The 20573-nt window shown below is 74.4% G+C and carries 13 protein-coding genes; 5 read left to right on the top strand and 8 right to left on the bottom strand.

What is annotated here, in order from left to right:
• The first annotated feature begins 4 nt into the window (after nucleotides 1–4).
• The 3 genes from LPC08_RS17710 (at nucleotide 5) to LPC08_RS17700 (ending at nucleotide 6162) form a co-directional block, all read left to right on the top strand.
• Entirely contained in the window at nucleotides 5–3106 is a 3102-nt protein-coding gene (locus LPC08_RS17710) for an efflux RND transporter permease subunit (protein WP_230449554.1), read from the top strand.
• A 750-nt stretch (nucleotides 3107–3856) separates the two neighbouring features.
• A complete protein-coding gene (locus LPC08_RS17705; protein ID WP_230449553.1) occupies nucleotides 3857–5671 on the top strand; it encodes a nitroreductase family protein in 1815 nt (604 codons plus the stop codon).
• A gap of 8 nt (nucleotides 5672–5679) precedes the next feature.
• Complete coding sequence (locus LPC08_RS17700; RefSeq protein WP_230449552.1) at nucleotides 5680–6162, top strand: GNAT family N-acetyltransferase; 483 nt, start codon at nucleotides 5680–5682, stop codon at nucleotides 6160–6162.
• Here the strand turns inward: LPC08_RS17700 and LPC08_RS17695 are convergent.
• From LPC08_RS17695 to LPC08_RS17680, 4 genes are all read right to left on the bottom strand, one after another.
• The gene (locus tag LPC08_RS17695; RefSeq protein WP_230449551.1) at nucleotides 6132–6566 is read right to left on the bottom strand and encodes a hypothetical protein; all 435 of its coding nucleotides are present in this window, start codon (nucleotides 6564–6566) and stop codon (nucleotides 6132–6134) included. The two genes, LPC08_RS17700 and LPC08_RS17695, sit on opposite strands and share 31 nt — an antisense overlap.
• Nucleotides 6566–7696, bottom strand: coding sequence for a peptide chain release factor 2 (gene prfB / locus LPC08_RS17690; RefSeq protein WP_230449550.1), 1131 nt, complete (start codon nucleotides 7694–7696; stop codon nucleotides 6566–6568). The genes LPC08_RS17695 and prfB overlap by 1 nt, the downstream gene beginning before the upstream one ends.
• A 10-nt stretch (nucleotides 7697–7706) precedes the next feature.
• The gene (locus LPC08_RS17685; protein WP_230449549.1) at nucleotides 7707–10277 is read right to left on the bottom strand and encodes a penicillin-binding protein 1A; all 2571 of its coding nucleotides are present in this window, start codon (nucleotides 10275–10277) and stop codon (nucleotides 7707–7709) included.
• Nucleotides 10278–10420: 143 nt separating this feature from the next.
• Nucleotides 10421–11572, bottom strand: coding sequence for an N-acetylmuramoyl-L-alanine amidase family protein (locus tag LPC08_RS17680; protein ID WP_230449548.1), 1152 nt, complete (start codon nucleotides 11570–11572; stop codon nucleotides 10421–10423).
• Between the two features lie 724 nt (nucleotides 11573–12296).
• Here LPC08_RS17680 and LPC08_RS17675 point away from each other — a divergent pair.
• On the top strand, nucleotides 12297–15533 hold the full coding sequence (locus LPC08_RS17675; RefSeq protein ID WP_230449547.1) for an Rne/Rng family ribonuclease: 3237 nt from the start codon (nucleotides 12297–12299) through the stop codon (nucleotides 15531–15533).
• A 17-nt stretch (nucleotides 15534–15550) separates the two neighbouring features.
• The gene (locus LPC08_RS17670) at nucleotides 15551–16585 is read left to right on the top strand and encodes a bifunctional GNAT family N-acetyltransferase/(deoxy)nucleoside triphosphate pyrophosphohydrolase (protein ID WP_230453107.1); all 1035 of its coding nucleotides are present in this window, start codon (nucleotides 15551–15553) and stop codon (nucleotides 16583–16585) included.
• 139 nt (nucleotides 16586–16724) lie between these two features.
• Here LPC08_RS17670 and LPC08_RS17665 read toward each other — a convergent pair whose 3' ends face one another.
• The 4 genes from LPC08_RS17665 to LPC08_RS17650 form a co-directional block, all read right to left on the bottom strand.
• Nucleotides 16725–17702 (bottom strand): Bug family tripartite tricarboxylate transporter substrate binding protein, encoded by a 978-nt coding sequence (locus LPC08_RS17665; RefSeq protein WP_230449546.1) that lies wholly within the window; start codon nucleotides 17700–17702, stop codon nucleotides 16725–16727.
• A 68-nt stretch (nucleotides 17703–17770) separates the two neighbouring features.
• The gene (locus LPC08_RS17660; protein ID WP_230449545.1) at nucleotides 17771–18970 is read right to left on the bottom strand and encodes a sialidase family protein; all 1200 of its coding nucleotides are present in this window, start codon (nucleotides 18968–18970) and stop codon (nucleotides 17771–17773) included.
• Nucleotides 18971–18996: 26 nt separating this feature from the next.
• Entirely contained in the window at nucleotides 18997–19674 is a 678-nt protein-coding gene (locus LPC08_RS17655; protein WP_230449544.1) for an SDR family NAD(P)-dependent oxidoreductase, read from the bottom strand.
• Between the two features lie 2 nt (nucleotides 19675–19676).
• Nucleotides 19677–20567: a dihydrodipicolinate synthase family protein gene (locus LPC08_RS17650; protein ID WP_230449543.1), complete on the bottom strand. Its 891-nt coding sequence runs from the start codon at nucleotides 20565–20567 to the stop codon at nucleotides 19677–19679.
• Nucleotides 20568–20573: the final 6 nt, after the last annotated feature.

Below are 20573 nucleotides of genomic sequence, written 5' to 3'. Positions count from 1 at the left end.
CCGGATGTTCTCGATCTCCGCCCCCTTCCTGCGCCGGCCGATCGCCACGCTGCTGCTGGCGGCGGGGCTGGCCATGGCGGGGCTGGTGGCGCTGCGCGACCTGCCGATCTCCTCCATGCCGCGGGTGGACCTGCCGACCATCTTCGTCAGCGTGAACCAGCCCGGCGCCAATCCGGAGACGCTGGCCGCGACCGTGATCGCGCCGCTGGAACGGCACCTGGGCGCCATCGGCGGCCTGACGGAGATGACGTCCAACGCCGGCAGCGGCAGCGGCAACATCGTGCTGCAGTTCGACCTGTCGCGCACCCAGGCGGACGTGGCGCGCGACGTGCAGGCGGCGGTCAACGCGGCGCGGCAGGACCTTCCCTCCGGCATGCCCAACCCGCCCACGGTGCGCAAGGTGAACCCCGCCGACGCGCCGGTGCTGAGCCTGGCGATGACCTCCGCCACCCTGACCCGCACCGCGCTCTACGACGTGGCGGACAGCATCGTGGCGCAGCGCCTGTCGCAGGTGCCGGGCGTGGCGCAGGTGCAGGTGGGGGGCGCCGACCAGCCCGCCGTGCGCGTCGCCGTCGACCCGGACGCGGCGGCCGCGGCCGGCATCGCGCTGGACGACATCCGCGGCGCCATCGCCGCGGCCAACGTCACCCAGCCGGTCGGCAGCATCGAGACGCCGGGCCAGTCCATCAGCCTTTCCGTCAACGACCGGCTGAACACGGCGGCCGAGTACGCGCCGCTGGTGGTCAAGACCACGGACGGGCGGATCGTACGCCTGTCCCAGGTGGCGGAGGTGACGGACGCCACCCGCTCGCGCCGCCAGGCCGGGTGGTTCAACGGCCAGCCCTCCATCCTGCTGCTGGTCTACAAGCAGGCGGATGCCAACGTCATCGAGGTGGTGGACGGCATCCGCGCCGCCCTGCCGCAGCTGGAGCGCTGGGTGCCCGGCGGCGTGCGGATCGAGACGCTGACCGACCGATCCGGCACCATCCGTGCCAGCGTCGAGGAGGTGGAGCTGAGCCTGCTGGTCAGCATCGCCCTGGTCATCGGGGTGGTCGCGCTGTTCCTGCGCCGCCTGGGGCCGATGCTGGCGGCCAGCGTGACCGTGCCGCTCTCCCTGCTGGCGACGCTGTTCGTCATCTGGCTGCTGGGCTACTCGCTGAACAACTTCTCGCTGATGGCGCTGATCGTCTCGGTCGGCTTCGTGGTGGACGACGCCATCGTGATGATCGAGAACATGGCCCGCCTGCGCGAGCGCGGCATGCCCCCCTTCGAGGCGGCGATGGAAGGGGCGCGGCAGATCGGCTTCACCATCGTCTCCATCACCCTCTCCCTGGTCGCCGTCTTCATCCCGCTGCTGGCCATGGGCGGCATCGTCGGGCGGATGTTCCGGGAGTTCTCCGTCACCCTCTCGGTCGCCGTGCTCGTCTCCGCCGTGCTGGCGCTGACGGTGACGCCCACCATCGCGGCCCACCTGGCGCGGCCGGGGCCGGAACGCCCGCCCGGCCGCTTCGGCCGCGGCTTCGAGGCGGCGATGGGCGCGCTGGTGCGGGGCTACATGCGCTCCCTGGCGGTGGCGCTGCGCTGGCGTCGGCTGGTGCTGCTGGCCAGCCTGGCGCTCATCGGCCTGACCGTCTGGCTCTACATGGTCGTGCCCAAGGGCTTCTTCCCGGAGCAGGACATCGATCTGCTCGGCGGCGTGACCCAGGCGGCGCCGGACACCTCCTTCGCCACCATGGTCCGGCTGCAGGAGGCGGCGATGCGCATCGTCCGCGCCGACCCGGCGGTGCTGAACGTCAGCGGCCAGATCGGCGGCGGCTTCGGCGGCGGCGGCACCAATTCCGGGCAGATGAGCATCGCGCTCAAGCCGCGGGGGGAGCGCGACGCCTCGGCGCAGCAGGTAATCAACCGGCTGCGCCGCCCGCTGCTCGCCGTGCCGGGCATGGCGACCTACCTCTGGGCGCAGCAGGACATCCGCATCGGCGGGCGGCAGGGCAACGCCAACACCTCCTACGTGCTGCTCGGCACGGATCTGGAGGAGCTGCGCGAATGGACCAACACCATGGTCGAGGCGCTGCGGCGCGTGCCCGGCCTCACCGACGTCTCCTCCGACCAGGAGCGGGCGGGGCTGGTCAGCCGCGTGGTGATCGACCGCGACGCGGCGGCGCGGCTGGGGGTGGGGATGGAGGCGATCAGCGCCGCCTTCAACAACGCCTTCTCGCAGCGGCAGGTCTCCACCCTCTACGGCGCGCGCAACCAGTACCGCGTGGTGCTGGAGATCGACCCGGCCCTGCAGCAGGACATGGCGCAGCTGGACCGCGTCTTCCTGCCCGGACGCGACGGCACCCAGGTGCCGCTGGGGGCCGTGGCGCGGGTGGAGCGCGACGTCGCGCCGCTGCGCGTCACCCATCGCGGCCAGTTCCCCGCCACCACCATCACCTTCAACCTGGGCGAGGGCGTCTCCATCGGCCAGGCGACGGCGCTGGTGCAGCAGGCGGAGAGGGACGCGATGCTGCCGGCGACCATCCGCGCGCAGTTCGGCGGCGGCGCGGCCGCCTTCCAGGACTTCAACCGCGACCAGCCGCTGCTGATCCTGGCGGCGCTGCTGGTGATCTACATCGTGCTCGGCGTGCTCTACGAGAGCTTCATCCACCCGCTGACCATCCTCTCCACCCTGCCCACCGCGGGGCTTGGCGCGCTGCTCGCCCTGCTGGCCACGGGCCTGCCCTTCAGCGTGATCGCGCTGATCGGGGTGATCCTGCTGATGGGCATCGTGAAGAAGAACGGCATCATGCTGGTGGACTTCGCGCTGGAACACGAGCGCCTGCACGGGATAGGCGGGGAAGCCGCCATCTTGGCCGCCTGCCGCGAACGCTTCCGGCCGATCCTGATGACCACCCTGGCGGCCATGCTGGGCGCGGTGCCGCTGGCCATCGGCTTCGGCACGGGCGCGGAAATGCGCCAGCCCCTGGGCGTGACCATCATCGGCGGCCTGCTCGTCTCCCAGGTGCTGACGCTCTACATCACCCCCGTCACCTTCCTCGCCCTCGACCGCTGGCGCCGGCGCGAGGCGCCGCATCCCGTGACGGCCGCCGCAGCGGCGGAGTGATACGGACGGCGCGATGCCCTGATCCGTGCCGGCGTAGTGCCCGTTCCCCGGGGGCAAGGCTCTGCCTCGCCCCCGTACCCCCACTCCGCCAGGACCCTGCGGGCCCTGGACCCATTTGGCGCTGCCGCGGGACAGCCGGACACGGGGTCACAGCGCCGAGGAGCCATGCTCCTCGGCGGGTACGGCCGCAGCACTCGCTGACGCCTTTGATGTTTCTTTCAGCGTCCCGCCTGTCCGCGTTTCGTCAGGGTTGAGCCCGCAGGCTGACACCCACCGCGTAGAACCAACTCCCAGCGGGGACCGGGGCCCGCTTGTGGCCCCGGCAGGGGAGGGTCTGGGAGGGGACGGCGTCCCCTCCCGGTCCAACGCCGGAACACGACAGCACAACGGGTCAAGTCATCCCGTCGCCGGTATGAGCCGGCCGGGGGCTTGCGGCGTGCTGGCACCCCGGAGCGGGTGCGGCCTCAGCCCGGAGTGGCGGCCCCGCCGTGCGGCGATCGCCGAACCGGCCCGGCCATAGGGAGCCCGCTCCGCGCCGCCCTGGCTTGCCGTCCTGCTCCCATGGGGCGAGAATGTCATCCGGACGAATTCTGGAGGTCCGGCGTGGTCTCGTGGCCGCTTCCGGGCTTTCGGGCGGAGTGGACCCGTGCATAGCCCCGACCCTGACGCTTCCCCCATCCGCCTGGCTTCGCCCGGGGCGGGGAGGGGCGTCGCGCCGCGGCCCGTGGCACCAGCCGTCGGCTTGGCCCGGTGACGCCGGCGGAGTCCGACCGCGCCGCGCGATACGCCGCCCTCACCCTGGCGGCCGGCCTGCCGGCGGATGTGGTGCTCTACCTCCTGCTGCCGCTGCACGCGGCGGAGTTCGGCGTCACCCTGTCCGAGGCCGGGGTGCTGCTGGCCGCGAACCGGCTGGTCCGCATCGCCGGATACAGCCAGGTCGCGGGTTTCTATGCCCGGCGGGGGCCGCGGGCGGCCTGCACCCTTGCGGCGGGGGCCGCCGTGCTCGCCGCCTTCGGCTATGCGATCCTGTCCGGCCTCTGGGGGCTGCTGGCGGCGCGACTGCTCTGGGGCCTGGCCTTCGCCGCGCTGAACATCGCCAACCAGGCGCTGCCGACCGCGGTGCGGGAGGGTGCGTCGCTGCGCGCCGGGCGGGCGCGCGCGATCGTCGCCGCGGCTTCCGTGCTGGGCCTCGTCGGCGGCGCCTGGGTGGCGCAGGAGTTCGGGCCGCGCAGCACCTTCCTGGTGCTGGGCGTCCTCTCGCTGGGCGGGCTGGCGGCCGCGCGGGGGCTGCCGACGGTGCCGGACGGGCACCGGCCGGGCGGCCCGCGCCTCGCCCTGCCGTCGCGGCTGGACCTGTACGGCTTCGTGCAGGGGCTGACGCTGGACGGGCTGTTCGGCTTCGGCTTCGCGCTGCTGGCGGCGGCCGCCCTGCCCCAGGGCGCGGCGCTCGCGGTCGGGTCCATCCTGGCGATCCGCTACGCCGCCGAGATCGTGCTCGGCCCGCCGGGCGGCCGGCTGGCCGATCGCTTCGGCGCGTCCCGGATGCTCTGGCTGCTCTCCTCGGGCGCGGCGCTGGGGCTGCTGGGGATGGGGCTGGGCTGGCTCTGGGCCGGGGCAGCCCTGGTGATCGTGCTGCGCGGCGCGTTGCAGCCGCTCTCCGGCCCGGCCGTGGCCGCTGCCAACCCTGGCGCCGCCCGGGTGCCGGCGCTGGCGCGGCAGGCGACCTGGCGGGACATCGGGGCCGGGGCCGGGCCGCTGCTCGCCGGCACGCTTGCCGGGGTGGCACCGCCCTGGGCCCTCTATGGCGGGGCGGCGATCGCCCTGGCCCTGGCGGGCTGGTCCGTGCGTCGTCCGGAAGTTGCAAATGGGTCGCAACATGTGGATGGAATGCGGCTGCGGCCGGCGACGGGGGCGGTGGGTGCTTGCGCCGGCTTCACCGCGCCCCCATCAGGACAGGCCATGAACGCGATCGACCGTCCGGAATCCCGCCATGACGCCGCCGGCGTGCTGGAGGCGCTGCTGTCCCGCCGCTCGGTGGGGCAACTGCGCGAACCCGGGCCGACCGGGCCGGAACTGGACCGCATCCTGGAGACGGCGCTGCGGGCGCCCGACCATGGCGGGCTGCGGCCCTGGCACTTCGTGCTGATCCGCGGCGAGGCCCGTGCCCGCTGGGCCGACACCATCGAGGCGGCGATGCGCGCGCGCGACCCGGAGGTCACGCCGCCGATGATCGACAAGCAGCGCAACCGCATCCTGAACGCGCCGCTGACGATCGCCGTCGTCGCCCGGATCAGGGCCGGCAAGATCCCGGAATGGGAGCAGATGGCCACCGTGGCCGCCGGGACCATGAACGTGCTGAACGCCCTGCACGCCAGCGGCTATGGCGCCGTCTGGCTGTCGGGCGCCAACGCCTTCGATCCGAAGGTGGCCGGGGCGCTGGGCGTGGTGGAGCCGGACCGGCTGATGGGCTTCCTCTTCGTCGGCACCCAGGCCGCCGAGCTGCCTCCTTTGCGCCGGGCGGAGCTATCCGCGCATGTCAGCGACTGGACCGGCGCTGCGCCCTGACCCGGCCCATGGCCGAGACCATCCTGCGGGCGGACTACCGCGACCCCGTCCACGCCCGCGCCGTGGTCGCGCTGATGGACGTCTATGCGCGCGACCCGGCCGGCGGCGGCAGGCCCCTGCCGCCCGAGGTGCTGGCCGGGCTGCCGGAGGCACTGGCGTGCCGGCCCCAGGCGATGGGCATCCTGGCCTTCGCGGGGGAGGAGCCTGCCGGGCTGGTGAACCTCTTCGAGGGCTTCTCCACCTTCGCCGGCCGGCCCCTGCTGAACATCCACGACGTGATCGTGGCCCCGGCCTTCCGGGGACGCGGCCTGGCCGGCCGCATGCTGGCCGAGGCGGAGCGGCTGGCCCGCGAGCGCGGCTGCTGCAAGCTGACCCTGGAGGTGCTGGAGGGCAACGCCGCCGCCCGGGCTGCCTATGCCCGCCTCGGCTTCGCGGGGTACAGCCTGGACCCGGGCATGGGTCAGGCGCTGTTCTGGCAGAAGGTGCTGTAGCGGCCGAAGGACCTCGCCCTCCGACCCCCGCCGGGGCCGCGCGCACCGGCCCGTTCAGCGCCCCCTGGCAACAGGAGCATGGCGCGCCGGCAGGCCCAGCCCCCCAGGAGCAGCATGACGCCCAGGATGGCGGTGTAGCGCCAAGCGCCCGGCTTGGGCGTGCCGTCGAAGAGGGGGGCGCTGTTCAGGGCCAGCAACACCAGCACGAAGCCGCAGAACACGCCCCAGGCCAGCAGCAGCGGCGCCGCCCCGCGCCGGCCGGAGGCCCAGGCCGCCCAGAGGAGGAGGGCCGCCACGGCGAGGTCGTCCAGCCCCAGCGGGACGATGGCGGTGCCGCGCCGGGCGAGTTCCCCCGCCGCCAGCAGCAGGGCCGCGGCCACGGCGAGGAGGCGGAGCGCCCGCACTACTGCGCGGAGGCGCTGGCCTCGGAGCGGGTGCCGCCGACGCGCTGCGCCAGGGCGGCGGCCATGAACTCGTCGAGGTCGCCGTCGAGCACCGCCGCCGGGTTACCCTTCTCCACGCTGGTGCGGAGGTCCTTCACCATCTGGTACGGCTGCAGGACGTAGGATCGGATCTGGTGGCCCCAGCCGATATCCGTCTTGCCCGCCTCGATCCCGGCGGAGATGGCCTCCCGCTTGGACAGCTCCAGCTCGTAGAGCCGGGCGCGCAGCATATCCATGGCGATGGCGCGGTTGCGGTGCTGCGAGCGGTCCTGGGTCGAGGCCACCACGATGCCCGTGGGCATGTGGGTGAAGCGCACGCCGGATTCCGTCTTGTTCACGTGCTGCCCGCCGGCGCCCGAGGCGCGGAAGGTGTCCGTCTTCAGGTCGGCCGGGTTGATCTCGATTTCGATCCGGTCGTCGATCACCGGATACACGTAGACCGAGGCGAAGGAGGTCTGCCGCCGCGCCGCCGCGTCGAAGGGGCTGATGCGGACCAGCCGGTGCACCCCGCTCTCCGTCTTCAGCCAGCCATAGGCGTTGGGGCCGGTGATCTGGAGGGTGGCGGACTTGATGCCCGCCTGCTCGCCCTCGCTCTCCTCGGTGATCGTCACCTTGTAGCCGCGCTTCTCCGCCCAGCGCGTGTACATGCGGCGCAACATCTCCGCCCAGTCCTGGGCCTCCGTGCCGCCGGCACCGGCGTTGACCTCCAGGAAGGCGTCGTTCGCATCCGCCTCGCCGGAGAGCAGGCTCTCGATCTCGCGGGTCTTGGCCTCGGCGGCCAGGGCCTTGAGGTCGGCCACCGCGGCATCGGCGGTGGCGGCGTCGCCCTCCTCCTCCGCCAGCTCGACCAGCTCCAGCGCATCGGCGACGGATTGCCGCAGCCGGTCCACCCCGTCGATCTGGTCGGAGAGGCGGCCGCGCTCGCGCATGACCTTGCCCGCCTCCTCCGCGTCGTTCCACAGGGTCGGGTCCTCGGCGCGGGCATCCAGCTCCGCCAGCCGGGCGCGGGCGGCGTCCCAGTCCAGGTGGCGGCGCAGCAGCGCCAGGGAATCCTCGATCTGGCCCTTCAGGGCTTCGGCATCAGCGCGCATGGGGGGTTGGCTAGTAGAGCCCGCCCAGGCTGCTGTCCACGGCCGAGGCGGTGGGCGCGCCGCCGCCGCCGCCATAGCCGGAGGAGGGTGGGCGCGCGTTGTTCTCCGTTCCCGGCCGGAAGGCCTCCAGGATGGTCTGGCCACCGCCCACCGTGGTCCGGACCAGGGCCACGCCCGGCGGCGCGCGGAAGGGGACCGGCGGGCTGTCCTTCAGCGCCGCCTCCAGCACGTCGTGGAAGATCGGCGCGGCGTTGCCGCCGCCCGTCTCGCCGTCGCCCAGGGTGCGCGGGTCGTCGAATCCGACCCAGACGGCGATGACGATGTCCGGGGTGAAGCCGACGAACCAGTTGTCGTGGTAGTCGTTGGTGGTGCCCGTCTTGCCGGCGATGGGACGGTTCAGCCCCTTGCCCGCGGCGGTGCCGGTGCCGCGGTCCACCACGCCCTTCAGCAGCTGGACCATCTGGTAGGCGGCGATCGGGTCGGTGATCTGGCGGCGCTCGTCCGTCAGCTGCGGCGGGCCGGCGGCGAGGTCCGCCTCGCAACCCTCGCAGCGCCGCGCCTGGCTGCGCCAGACGACATGGCCCAGCCGGTCCTGCACGCTGTCGATCAGCGTCGGCTCGACGAAGCGGCCGCCGTTGACGAAGGCCGCGTAGCCGGCGGCCATGCGCAGCACCGTCGTCTCGCCGGCGCCCAGCGCCATGGCCAGCACGCGCGGCATGTTGGGGATGACGCCGAAGCGGGCGGCGGTGTCGGCCACCTTGTCGATCCCCACCTCCTGCGCCAGCCGCACGGTGACGAGGTTGAGCGACTTCTCCAGCGCCGTGCGCATGGTCACCCAGCCATTGGTGTTGCGGCTGTAGTTGCCCGGGCGCCAGAGGCCCTGGGGCGTCATGATCTCGATCGGCGCGTCGAGCAACTGCTGGTTGGGCGGGATGCCCATCTCCAGCGCCGGCAGGTAGACGAAGGGCTTGAAGGAGGAGCCGGGCTGGCGCATCGCCTGGGTCGCCCGGTTGAAGACGGACTTGTCGAAGGAGAAGCCGCCTGCCATGGCCAGCACGCGGCCGGTGGAGGGGTCGAGCGCGACGATCGCGCCCTCCACCAGCGGGATCTGGCGCAGCGCCAGGTGGGGCCGCGCGTTCGGACCGCCGGCCTCGCCCGGCGCCTCCACCATCACCACGTCGCCGGGCTTGAGCACGTCCGCCATGCGGCGCGGCGCGGCGCCCAGGCGCCCCTCCCGCGACACCGGCCGGGCCCAGCCCTGCACCGCGTCGAAGCCCAGCGTGCCCTGGCGCGGCTGCGCGGCGCCGTTCCCGGCCGGCCGCTCCAGCCAGGCGAGCCGGGCCTCGCGGTCGCGCACCTCCAGCGCCACGGCCAGCCGCCAGTCCGGCAGCATGCCCGCGGGGCGCTGCACCGCCTCCAGCGCCGGCATCCATTCGGAGGCGGCGGCCGGGATCTGCGCCACCGGGCCGCGCCAGCCGCCGCGGCGGCGATCATAGGCCGTTAGCCCCTCGCGCAGGGCCTTCTCCGTCGTCTCCTGCAGCGACACGTCCAGGGAGGTGCGGACAACGAGGCCGCCCATGGTCGTCTGCTCGGCGCCGAAGCGGGCGACGAGGTCGCGCCGCACCTCCTCGGTGAAGTACTGGCCGACCGCCACGACGTCCGGCCGGGCGCGGTTCTGCGGCCGGATCGGCTCGCGCTTCGCCTGCTCCGCCTGGGCCTGGGTGATGGCCCCGTCCTCGGCCATGCGGTCGATCACCCAGTCGCGCCGGGCCTTCGCGGCCTCGGGGTAGCGCACCGGGTTGTAGTTGTTGGGCGCCTTGGGCAGGGCGGCGAGGAAGGCCATCTCCGCCACGCTCAGCTCGTCCAGCCCCTTACTGAAGTAGTTCCAGGCCGCGGAGCCGACGCCGTAGGACTGCGAGCCGAGGAAGATCTCGTTGAGGTAGATCTCCAGGATGCGGTCCTTGGGCATCGCCGCCTCGATGCGCTGGGCGAGGATGGCCTCGCGCACCTTGCGCATCATCGTGCGGTCGTTGCCCACCAGCATGTTCTTGGCGACCTGCTGGGTGATGGTGGAGGCGCCGACGGCCCGCCGCCCCGTGCCCATCTGCTCCACGTTGGTCACGGCCGCCCGCAGCACGGCAAGCATGTCGACGCCGCCATGCGAGCGGAAGTTCTGGTCCTCGGCCGAGATGAAGGCCTGTTGCAGCAGGGGCGGGATGGCGTGGATCGGGATGAAGACCCGCCGCTCCAGCGCCAGCTCGGCCATCAGCCGGGAATCGGCGGCGTAGATGCGGCTCATCTGCGGCGGCTGGTAGTCCGCCAGCCACTGGTGCTCCGGCAGGTCGGCCGCGGCGTTGCGGTACACGCCATAGGCGGCGATGCCGCCGCCCACGACGCCGATCAGCCCCAGCGTCACCACGGCGCCGACCAGGCGGCGCAGCCAGCGGCGGCGGGGACGTGCCGGGCGCGCCGGGCGCCGCGCGGCCTCCCGATTGGTGGCCTCCCGGTCGGCGGGCGCGGGATCGGCGGGGGAAGCCTCGCCGCTCAGCGGCGGGCGAACGCGTCGGTCATGGTCGGACATGGGTGGGCCCCCTTACACCCACGGGCGGCAGCGCCGCCACGCATCCTTCGCAGGGCGCCCTCCCGCCTTGCCTAACATTGCCGCGCGTAACGGGTTGCCGCCCTTGCGCAATGTTCCAGGCACCCCAGCCCGTTCCTCCCGCCTCAGGTGACGCGGCTGCCCAGGAAGCCCTGGGCCGCCTCGGCCAGGGCGGTGGCCAGCTTCGCCCGGTGGTCGGACCGCTTGAGCGCCGCCTCGTCCTGCCGGTCGCTGAGGAAGCCGAGCTCCACCAGCACCGAGGGGATGTCGGGCGCCTTCAGCACGGCGAAGGCGGCCTTGCGGTGGGTGTTGGGCAGCAGCGGCACGTCGCCGCGCAGGCTGGCCACCACCAGCTTCGCCATCTGGTCGGAGCCGCGCCGGGTCTCCTGCCGCACCAGGCTCATCAGGATGCGGGCCACCTCCGGCGAGACCGGCGGGATGCGCAGCCCGCCCGCCGCATCGGCGGCGTTCTCCCGCCGCGCCAGGTTGGCCGAGAGCGCGTCGGAGGCGGTCTCGGACAGGGTGTAGACGCTGGCCCCCCGTGCCCCCGGCGCGCTGTCGGCGTGGACCGAGACGAAGAGCGCCGCCTCCGCCTTGCGGGCGAAGGCCACCCGGTCGGCCAGCGGGACGAAGACGTCGCGGGTCCGGGTCATGACGACACGGCAGGCGCCGCCCGCCTCCAGCCGGCGCTTCAGCTCCAGCGCGGCGGCCAGGACGATCCGCTTCTCCTGCACGCCGCTGACGCCGATGGCCCCGGGGTCGCGTCCGCCATGGCCGGGATCGAGCACCACCACCGGCAGGGCCGCCCGGCCGCGCCGGGCCACGGGCTGGGCGGGGGCGGCCCCCCCCTGGCCCAGGGCGCCGGCGCGCACCAGCCGGGCATAGCCGGCGGCCGGGCCGGGCTGCAGCAGGAGGACGAAGCTCCGCCCCTGCCGTGTCACGTCCGGCATGGCGACGGGCTGGCGCAGGTCGAGCACGAGGCTGTTGCTGCGCGGATCCCAGCGCCCCCCCGCCACCGGTCCGGCGGCGGCCAGGCGGGCCGGGCCGGGCCAGCCGCCCGGCAGGTGCAGGCGCAGGCGCCGCGGCCGGTCGCTGGCCGTCAGCCGCCAGCGCGCGCCCGGTGGCAAGGGCAGGGTCAGCCGGGCCCCGCGCCCCTGGGCGCGCAGGTGGGCCGCGGCCTGGGCCATCGCGCTGCCGGATGCGGTCCCCCCGACCGCCGCCGCCAGCATGGCCAAAGCGAGGCGCAGCACGCCCCGCCGGTCAGCCGGTACACTCATGCGTTAGTTCCCCCTGGGGGCAGGTTAGCGCGCCGGCGGCCAGAGTCGACATTTTCGCGTCCGGTCCGGGGCGGTTCCGGGCGCCGGGGGGCCTTCCCCGCCGCGGGGAACGGTCCGGGCTGTGGACAACCGGCCTTGTGGCGCCCGTAACCGCTGCGTATGGTGCAGCGCCCCGGCGGAGCGCCGCCGGAACGGGGAAACCGAGGCCACGGCCGCATCAGACCGGTCGGCTCGACCCAGGCACCGCGCACCCGGACTGGTGCCGCCACCGTTCAGGGAGGTGCCCGCAGGGCTCCCTTCCGGCCAGCGGACCCGGCGGCGACCGTTTCCCGGGCAGAGCGGCGCCCATCCCCCGACCGGCGCCGTCCCGCGGCGCGCTCGGGCCCGCACCAGGACCAGCCCTGGATCCAGTCTCGGCCTCCCTGCGCCCGCACCGCCGGCCCGCCCGCGCCTCCGGCCCTGCCGCGCGCGCCCGGCGGGGCCTGCGCGCGGTGCGCCCCACCCAGGGCGGTCCCAGGACCGCCCGAGCGAGAAAGGACGGAAGCCCCCGGCATGGCCGCGGCGACGCAATCCCTGCGCTCCGTCACGATTCCGCCCCCATGCGCGGCCGCCTCGCGGCCCTCGCGTGACCGGACCTGCCTGCCTGCCCGCTTCCGCTCCGCCACTCCCACCCGAGCCGACGCGCCTTCGCCCTGGCGCCGCGCGTCGCGGAGCCCATGCTTCCATGACCAAGCGCATGCTGATCGACGCCTCCCACCCGGAAGAGACCCGGCTGGTGGTGATGGACGGCAACCGAATCGAGGACTACGACGTCGAGGCGGCTGACCGCCTTCCCCTCAAGGGGAACATCTACCTGGCCAAGGTCGTGCGGGTGGAGCCCAGCCTCCAGGCCGCCTTCGTCGAGTATGGCGGCAACCGCCACGGCTTCCTGGCCTTCGGCGAGATCCACCCCGACTACTACCAGATCCCCGTCGCCGACCGGCAGCGCCTGCTCGAGATGCAGGCGCAGGAGGCCGAGGAGGACGAGGAGCGCGAGGAGCTGGAGACCGCCGCCGAGCGCGTCGCTCCCGAGGACGACCGCGACCTGCAGGCACAGGAGGGCCGGGAGGGCGGCCGTGGCCGCGACCGGCAGCGCGAGGGCCGGGGGCGGGGCCGGGACGGGGGGCGCGACGGCGGCCGCGACCGGCGCGACCGCGAATCGCGCGCCGCCGGGGAGGCCCGCGAGGAGAGCCACCCTGAGGAGCGCCGTCCCGTGGCCGCCGGCGAGGAGGGCGGCGACCCTGCGGCGGAGCCCACGGCGCCGGCGGATGCGCCGGCCGCGCAGGAGCCGGCCGCCTTCGACAGCCTGACCGGCACCGGCCTGGCCGAGGTCCCGCCGGGCGAGGCCGCCGGGCCGGAGACGGCGCCGGGCGACGAGGGGGCCGGGGACGGTCAGGGCACGGAGCCGGGGAGCTCCGAGACGGGCGGCCCGGCCCCGCGCAGCCAGGCCATGGCCATGTACCGCGACGAGGTGGCCGAGGGCGAGCCGACGCCGGGTCCCGCGGCCGCGGGCGGCGTCTTCGACGCCGCCGAGCCCGCCCGCGAGGCCGAGGCCGCCGCGGAGGCGGTGGAGGGCCGCGAGGTCGGCGAGGCCGAGGAGCCCCCGCCGGAGGTGCTGGGCGGCGATTCCGGCAACGGCGCCGAGGAAGGGGCGGAGGAGGGCGAGGATCGCGGCCGCGAGCGCCGCATCCCGCCGCGCTTCCTGCGCCACTACAAGATCCAGGAGGTGATCCGCCGCCGGCAGATCATGCTGGTGCAGGTCGTGAAGGAGGAGCGCGGCAACAAGGGCGCGGCGCTGACCACCTACATCAGCCTCGCCGGCCGCTTCTCCGTCCTGATGCCGAACAGCCCGCGCGGCGGCGGCGTGTCGCGCAAGATCACCCAGGTCGCCGACCGCAAGCGCCTGCGCGAGGCGGTGGAGGAGATGCACCTGCCCAAGGGCATGAGCATCATCGTCCGCACCGCCGGCGCCCAGCGCCCCAAGCCCGAGATCAAGCGCGACGGCGAGTACCTGCTGCGCCTGTGGGACGAGATCCGCGAGCGCACCCTGGCCTCCACCGCGCCCGCGCTGGTCTACGAGGAAGCCGACCTCATCAAGCGCTCGATCCGCGACACCTACGGGCGCGACATCGACGACATCGAGGTGGAGGGCGAGGCCGCCTGGAAGCAGGCGCGCGACTTCATGCGCCTGATCATGCCGCAGCACGAGAAGCGCGTGCGGCTGTACCGCGACCCGGCCGTGCCGCTCTTCGCCCGCGCGGGGGCCGAGCAGCAGCTCGACGCGATGATGAGCCCGGTCGTGCAGCTGAAGTCCGGCGGCTACATCGTCATCAACCAGACCGAGGCGCTGGTCGCCATCGACGTGAACTCCGGCCGCGCCACCCGCGACCGGCACATCGAGGACACGGCGCTCCGCACCAACTGCGAGGCGGCGGAGGAGATCGCGCGCCAGGTCCGGCTGCGCGACCTCGCGGGCCTGATCGTGATCGACTTCATCGACATGGAGTCAAGCAAGCACGACGCCCAGGTGGAGCGGAAGCTGAAGGACGCGCTGCGCCACGACCGCGCGCGCATCCAGGTCGGCCGCATCAGCCATTTCGGCCTGCTGGAGATGAGCCGCCAGCGGCTGCGCCCCAGCCTGACCGAGCATTCCTTCGTCACCTGCCCGCACTGCCAGGGGCGCGGCATCGTCCGCAGCCTGGAGAGCAGCGCCCTGCACGTGCTGCGCGCCATCGAGGAGGAGGGCGCCAAGCGCCGCGCCTCGGAGATCGTGGTCCACGCCGCCGAGCCGGTGGCGATGCACATCCTCAACCGCAAGCGCGAGCGGCTGGCCGCGATCGAGGCGCGCCACGCCATGGCCGTTCTGCTCGCCCCCGATGCGGAGCTGAGCGAGGCCAACCTGCGCATCGAGCGCATGCGCGCCCAGACGGCGCCGCCGCCCTCGCTCAACCGCGCCCCCGCGCTGCGCATGGACTACGCGCCCGAGCCGCTGCCCGCCCATGAGGAGGAGCCGGAGGAGATCGCCGCCGAAGCCGTCGCCGAGCCCGAGGCCGGCGAGGTGCCTGCCGCCGAGGAGGCCCGCGGAGGCGAGGACGGGCGGGGCGAGAACCGCCGCCGCCGCCGCCGCCGCCGCGGCCGCCGCGAGGGGAACGGCACGGCCGAGGGCGCCGGCCCGGGCGGTGCCGAGGAAGCCGACGAGGAGGAGGGCGATTCGCCCGAGGCCGAGGCGGGCGAGGCGCCCGAGGGCGGTCCGGAGGGCAGCGAGGAGGACGCCGCTGGCGAGGGCGAGGCCCCTCCGCGCGATGCCGCCCCGCGGGAGGGCCGCGACGAGGAAGGCCGCGGCCGCCGCCGCAACCGGCGTGGCCGCCGCCGCCCGGAGGAGGAGGGCGCCGCCCCGGCCGCCGAGGTCGCGCGCTATGCCGGCCCGACCCCGGCCGACCCCTTCGCCGGCACCTATGACGACGTCTTCGACGCCATGGCCGCGGCCGAGGCGGCCGCCGAGGCCGCGGCCCGCCGCATCGCCGGCGGGGACGGCGCGGTGGAGGCGGTCGCCCGCGTGCATCTGGAGCCGGACGCGCCGCCGGTGGTGACGGTGGTCGCCAGCGTGGCACCGGCCGAGGCCGCGGCACCGCCGCCCCCCGAGGCTCCCGCGGCGGATGCCCCGGAGGCCGGGGCCCCGGCCGCGTCCGCCGAGGCCGTGGCCGCCGCGCCGGCCGAAGCGGAGCCGGCGCCTGCCGAGGCCGCGTCCGCCGAGGTTCTGCCGGAGCCCGAGGCCCTGCCGGAACCCGCCACGCCCGCCACGCCGGAGGCGGCCCCGGCCGGCCCGGCGGAGCCGGTGGTCGGCGCGCCCGTGCAGCCCGTGGTGCTGGGCAGCGGCCAGGAGGCGGATGCGCCCCGCCGTCAGGGCTGGTGGCGCCGCTGACCGGAGACGCCGCGGAGGTGACGCGGGAGGCGGAGGACGCCTTCCCGCCGCTGCGGACGGAGCGGCTGCTGCTGCGCCCGCTGCGCGCCGGGGATGCGGCGGAGCTGCACCGGCTGGTGAACGACTGGGAGGTGGCGCGCATGCTGGCGCGCGTTCCCTTCCCCTATCCGCGCGAGCTGGCGGATGACTGGATCGCCGCCACCCGGGCCCAGCTAGTCGCCGGCACCGCCTGGCACCTGGCGGTGATCGAGGAGAGCGCGGGGATCGAGCGGCTGGTCGGCTGCGTCGCCCTGACCCGGCCGGAGGGCACGGCGCCGCGCGAGGCGTCGCTGGGCTACTGGATCGGGCGCCGCCACTGGGGCCGCGGCCTGGCGGCCGAGGCGGCGGGGCGGCTGGCGCGCTGGGCCCTGGCGAATCTGGACCTGGACCAGATCCACGCCAGCGCGCTGGCGGAGAACGAACGCTCGGCCGCCGTGCTGCGCCGGCTGGGCTTCGGCGCCCAGGGCATGGGCGAGCAGGAGTTCACCGCCCGCAACGCCCGCCTGCCCGTGCGGCTGTTCCGCGCCGGCCGGGCGGAGCTGCATGGCCCCGACGCCCCGGCGGAGGCGGCGCCGGCGGCCGACCCGGCCCTGGTGCCCGGTGCGGCCGCGGGCTCCCGCCTGTTGCTGGTGGTGGCCTGTGCCCTGATCGACGGCGACGGGCGCGTGCTGCTGGCGCGCCGCCCGGAGGGCAAGCCGATGGCCGGGCTATGGGAGTTCCCCGGCGGCAAGGTGGCCGCGGGGGAGACGCCCGAGGCCGGGCTGATCCGCGAGCTGCGCGAGGAGCTGGGGGTGGATGTGGCGGAGGCCTGCCTCGCCCCCTTCACCTTCGCCAGCCACGCCTATGACGGCTTCCACCTGCTGATGCCGCTCTACCTCTGCCGCCGCTGGCAGGGCACGCCCACCCCGCGCGAGGGACAGGCGCTGGCCTGGGTACGGCCGCAGAAGCTGGCCGACTACGCCATGCCCCCGGCGGACAAGCCGCTGGTCGCCCTGCTGCGGGACTTTTTGTAGCGCGCCGTCCGGCCGGGACGGGCCGAACGGTAATGGGCGGCGGGAAGGGACTCCCACCGCGCCGCCGGAGGCCAGGCGGAGCCTGGCCCCCATGCCACGAACGCGGCGCCCGCCGCGCCGGCGGGGCGGTCCGTCCGCCCTATTCCGGCTGGTAGTTCACGCTGCGCAGCAGCTCCGTCGCGCGCGCGATCTCGCTGGCGATGAAGCGCTTCGTGTCGTCGATGCTCTCCGTCACCGGCTCCAGCACCTGCTTCGTCAGGCGCTCGACCATGGCGGGCTCGCGCATGGTGTCCTGCATCAGCGCGTTCACCCGCTGGCAGATCTCGGCCGGCGTGCCCTTCGGCGCCCAGACGCCGTACCAGGACTGGAACTCGTAGCCGGGCAGCCCGCCCTCGGCCATGGTCGGCACGTCGGTCGCGAGCCCGGACCGCTCGGCGGTGGCGATGCCCACCGCGTTGACCTTGCCGTCGCCGCGCGCCGGCAGCAGCGCGAAGCACGGGTCGATCAGCAGCTGCACGCTGCCGCCCATCAGGTCGGTCAGCGCCGGCTGGGTGCCGCGATAGGTCACCATGTCGAGGTCGAGCCCGGTGCGGCGCAGGAACTCGATGGTGGCAAGGTGCCCGGCCGAGCCAAGCGAGGAGATGGCGACGTTCCACTCGCGCGGCTTCGCCTTCGCCGCGGCGATGATCTCCGGCAGGGTCTTCTGCGGCTTCGTGCCGGAGGAGACCATGACCAGCGGCGCCTTGGCCGTGCGCGCCACCACCTCCAGGTCGCGCTGCGGGTCGAAGTTGGCCCCCTTCAGCACCAGCGGCATGACGGCGGTGTTGAAGGCGGAGGCGAGCAGCGTGTAGCCGTCGTTGGGCGCCGTCAGCACGGCGTTGGTGCCGATCAGCCCGGCGCCGCCGGTGCGGTTCTCCGCCACCGCCGTCGCGCCCAGCTTCTCCTGCAGCCGCTGCGCCAGCAGCCGGCCGAGCGTGTCGTTGGCGGCGCCCGGCGGCCAGGGGATGATCACGCGGATCGGCTTGCCGTTCGGCCAGGCCGGCTGAGCCCGGAGGGCAGGGGAGGCCAGCACGCCGGCGGCGGCCGGGGCGGCGAGGAGGAAGCTGCGCCTGTTCATCGTCACTCTCCCGGGAGGACCGCCGGCGCGACAGCCGGCGTCGTTGTCGTTGTCGTTTCGCCGGCGCCTCACGCGCCGGCGCGGACCCAGTCCTCGTCCACGCGGACGTATTTGATGGCCTGGCGGTAGTAGGTGTAGGCGATGTGCAGCGCGCCGTCGGGCGACTGCAGGATCGTCGGATAGGAGAACTCGCGGTTGATCTTCTCGCGCGAGTTGTTGGTCATGCAGTAGCCGTCGCCCGTCTCCAGGTTGCGGCGGTGCGGCCAGGTGCGACCGCCATCCTCGGAGATGGCCAGCGTCATCGGCGCGCGCGGCACGCCCCAGAAGGTGCTGCGCACGCCCTCGACCGGGACGGGGTTCGCGCGGTCGTCGCCCTCCTCCTCGATGTCGTCGTAGAGGGAGGTGCGGCGCTCCTTCGCATCCGCCGCGCTGCTCTCGTTCAGCACCATGGCGAGGTGGCCGTTGGCCAGCCGCACCGCCTGGATGGAGGAGTTGTTGTTCGGCAGCTCGGTCGGCACCGGCGCCGTCCAGCTCCGCCCGCCATCCGTGGAGTGCGAGACGTGGACGTTGTCCGCCCAGCGGCTGCGGTAGAAGGCGACGAGGGTGCCGTCCTTCAGGTCCAGGATGGACATGTGGACGCAGCCCTTGCTGTCGGGGACCGTCACCTCCGTCCAGCTCCGCCCCTGGTCGGAGGAGATCTTGACCGCGCTGATGTCCTCGTCGCCCACCCACTTGCGGCCCGGCGTGGTGGTGCAGACCCAGATGGGCAGCAGCCAGTCGCCGTTCTCCAGCACCACCATCGGCTGGCGCATGAAGGTGCCGCCCTCCGGGCGCGGGCCGAACAGAGTCTCGATCGGGCCCCAGGAATGTCCGTGATCCGTGGACTTGCGGCAGCGCACGATGGCCGTGTCCTGGTTGCCGGAGATCTGCGCCGTCCAGATCAGCCACAGCGTCCCGTCGGGCGCGGGGAAGAGCAGCGGGTTCTGCTCGGAGCGCGTCGGATCGTCCGACAGCGTCTCCGGCTGCGTCCAGGTATCCGACCCCCTGGCGAGGCGCGAGAACTGCACGGCGATGTCGGGCACCCCCTCCTGCGTGCCGCCGAACCAGACGCAGGCCAGGTCGCCATTGCCCAGCAGGGTCAGGTTCGCCGCGTGGTTCTGCACGCGCTGCGCGGGGATGAAGGTCTCCGCCCGTGCGGGGTCGCCGGGAACGGGCGCGACATGGCCGGCACCGGACAGGTCGGGCGGCGGGCTGACAGCCTGGGACAAGGGGGTTCCTCCTGTTCGTTCGCGGGCTAGAGCGAGCTGCCGCCGCAGATGACGACCTGCTGCCCGGTGATGGCGCCGGCCGCGTCGGAGAGCAGGAAGCCGGTCAGCGCCGCCACCTCCTCCGGCCGGATGAAGCGCCCGATCGGCGGCACGCGCGGCGAGACCCCCGCGCGGGCGGGGTCGCGCAGCATCGGCGTCTCCGTCGCGGCGGGCGCCACCACGTTCACGGTGATGCCGCGCGGCGCCAGCTCCGCCGCCCAGGAACGGGCCATGGCGACCAGCGCCGCCTTGGTCGCGGCATACTGGCTGCGCCCGGGCGAGCCGGCGGCGGTGCGGCTGCCGACCAGCACGATGCGCCCGCCCTCGGGCAGGCGGGGCGCGAGGTGGTTGGCCAGCCGCTCCGACGCCTCGACATGCAGGCGCCACATCGCCGCGCCGTTCTCCGGTTCCAGCTCGCCCAGCCGGCCGGTGCGCAGCAGCCCGGCGGCATGCACCAGCGCGTGCGGCGCGAGGCCGTCCAGCGCGGCGACCAGCGCCGCCGGGTCGGAGAGGTCGGCGGCGCGGTGGGCGAAGCCGGGATGCGCCAGGTCGGGCGCGGTGCGGCTGATGCCGGCCACCTGCCAGCCTTCCGCCAGCAGGTGCCGCGCGATGGCGGCCCCGATGCCGGAGGAGACGCCGGTGACGAGGGCGAGGCGGCCGGCCATGCTCAGCCCGCCAGCAGCGCGGCGCGCTCCTCGGCGTTCAGCGGCAGCAGCGGCGGGCGCAGCCGGTTCCAGCCGGCATCCCCCGTCTTCTCCGCCAGCAGCGCCTTGAGCGAGGCCATCTGCGCGAAGCGGGAGGCGCGGGTGCGGGCGGCGACCACGCGCGCCTGCGCGGCGTCCACCTCCGCCGCCTTCGCCGGGTCGTTGGCGTGGCGGTAGACGATGGCGAGGTCGGCGGCGACGAGGTTGGAGGTGGCGGTGATGCAGCCCGCCCCGCCGGCGCGGCGCAGCAGCAGCAGCAGCGGGTCGGCGCCGGCCAGGACGGAGAAGCCGGGGAAGCGTTCCACCATCGCCGTCATGTTCGACAGCTCGCCGGCGGAATCCTTGATGCCGACGACGGTGGAGGGATAGCGCTCGCGCAGGCGGGCGATCAGGGAATGGGTGATCGGCACCGCCGACATCTGCGGGATGTGGTAGAGCACGACCTTCAGCCGCGCATCGCCCACCCGCTCGATCACCTCCGCATAGGAGGCGAAGATCCCGTCCTCGCTGGGCGCCTTGTAGTAGAAGGGCGGCAGCATCACGACCGTCTCCACGCCGACGGACAGCGCGTGCTTCGTCAGCGCCACCGTCTCCGTCAGGGCCGCGACGCCCGTGCCGGGCAGCAGCCGCGAGGGCGCCACGCCGCCGGCCACCGTCGCCTCCAGCAGCGCCTGGCGCTCGGGGACGGAGAAGGAATTCGCCTCGCCCGTGGTGCCGAGCAGGGCGATGCCGTCGCAGCCCTCCTCCAGCAGCCGCTTCGCATGCGCCACGAAGGCCGCGTGGTGGATCGAGAGGTCCGCGTTCAGGGGCGTCAGCGCGGCGCTGAAGACGCCGGTGGGGAAGAGCTCGGTCACGGCGTG

This window comes from Roseomonas sp. OT10, from assembly GCF_020991085.1.
Classification (GTDB): Bacteria; Pseudomonadota; Alphaproteobacteria; order Acetobacterales; family Acetobacteraceae; genus Roseomonas; species Roseomonas cutis.
This window is presented reverse-complemented; position numbering and strand designations above follow the sequence as displayed.

Coding starts and splice junctions, on each gene's coding strand:
- LPC08_RS17710 (WP_230449554.1), top strand. CDS start 5: ATGTTCTCGATCTCCGCCCCCTTCCTGCGCCGGCCGATCGCCACGCTG.
- LPC08_RS17700 (WP_230449552.1), top strand. CDS start 5,680: ATGGCCGAGACCATCCTGCGGGCGGACTACCGCGACCCCGTCCACGCC.
- prfB (WP_230449550.1), bottom strand. CDS start 7,696: ATGCGCGCTGATGCCGAAGCCCTGAAGGGCCAGATCGAGGATTCCCTG.
- LPC08_RS17685 (WP_230449549.1), bottom strand. CDS start 10,277: ATGTCCGACCATGACCGACGCGTTCGCCCGCCGCTGAGCGGCGAGGCT.
- LPC08_RS17680 (WP_230449548.1), bottom strand. CDS start 11,572: ATGAGTGTACCGGCTGACCGGCGGGGCGTGCTGCGCCTCGCTTTGGCC.
- LPC08_RS17675 (WP_230449547.1), top strand. CDS start 12,297: ATGACCAAGCGCATGCTGATCGACGCCTCCCACCCGGAAGAGACCCGG.
- LPC08_RS17665 (WP_230449546.1), bottom strand. CDS start 17,702: ATGAACAGGCGCAGCTTCCTCCTCGCCGCCCCGGCCGCCGCCGGCGTG.
- LPC08_RS17655 (WP_230449544.1), bottom strand. CDS start 19,674: ATGGCCGGCCGCCTCGCCCTCGTCACCGGCGTCTCCTCCGGCATCGGG.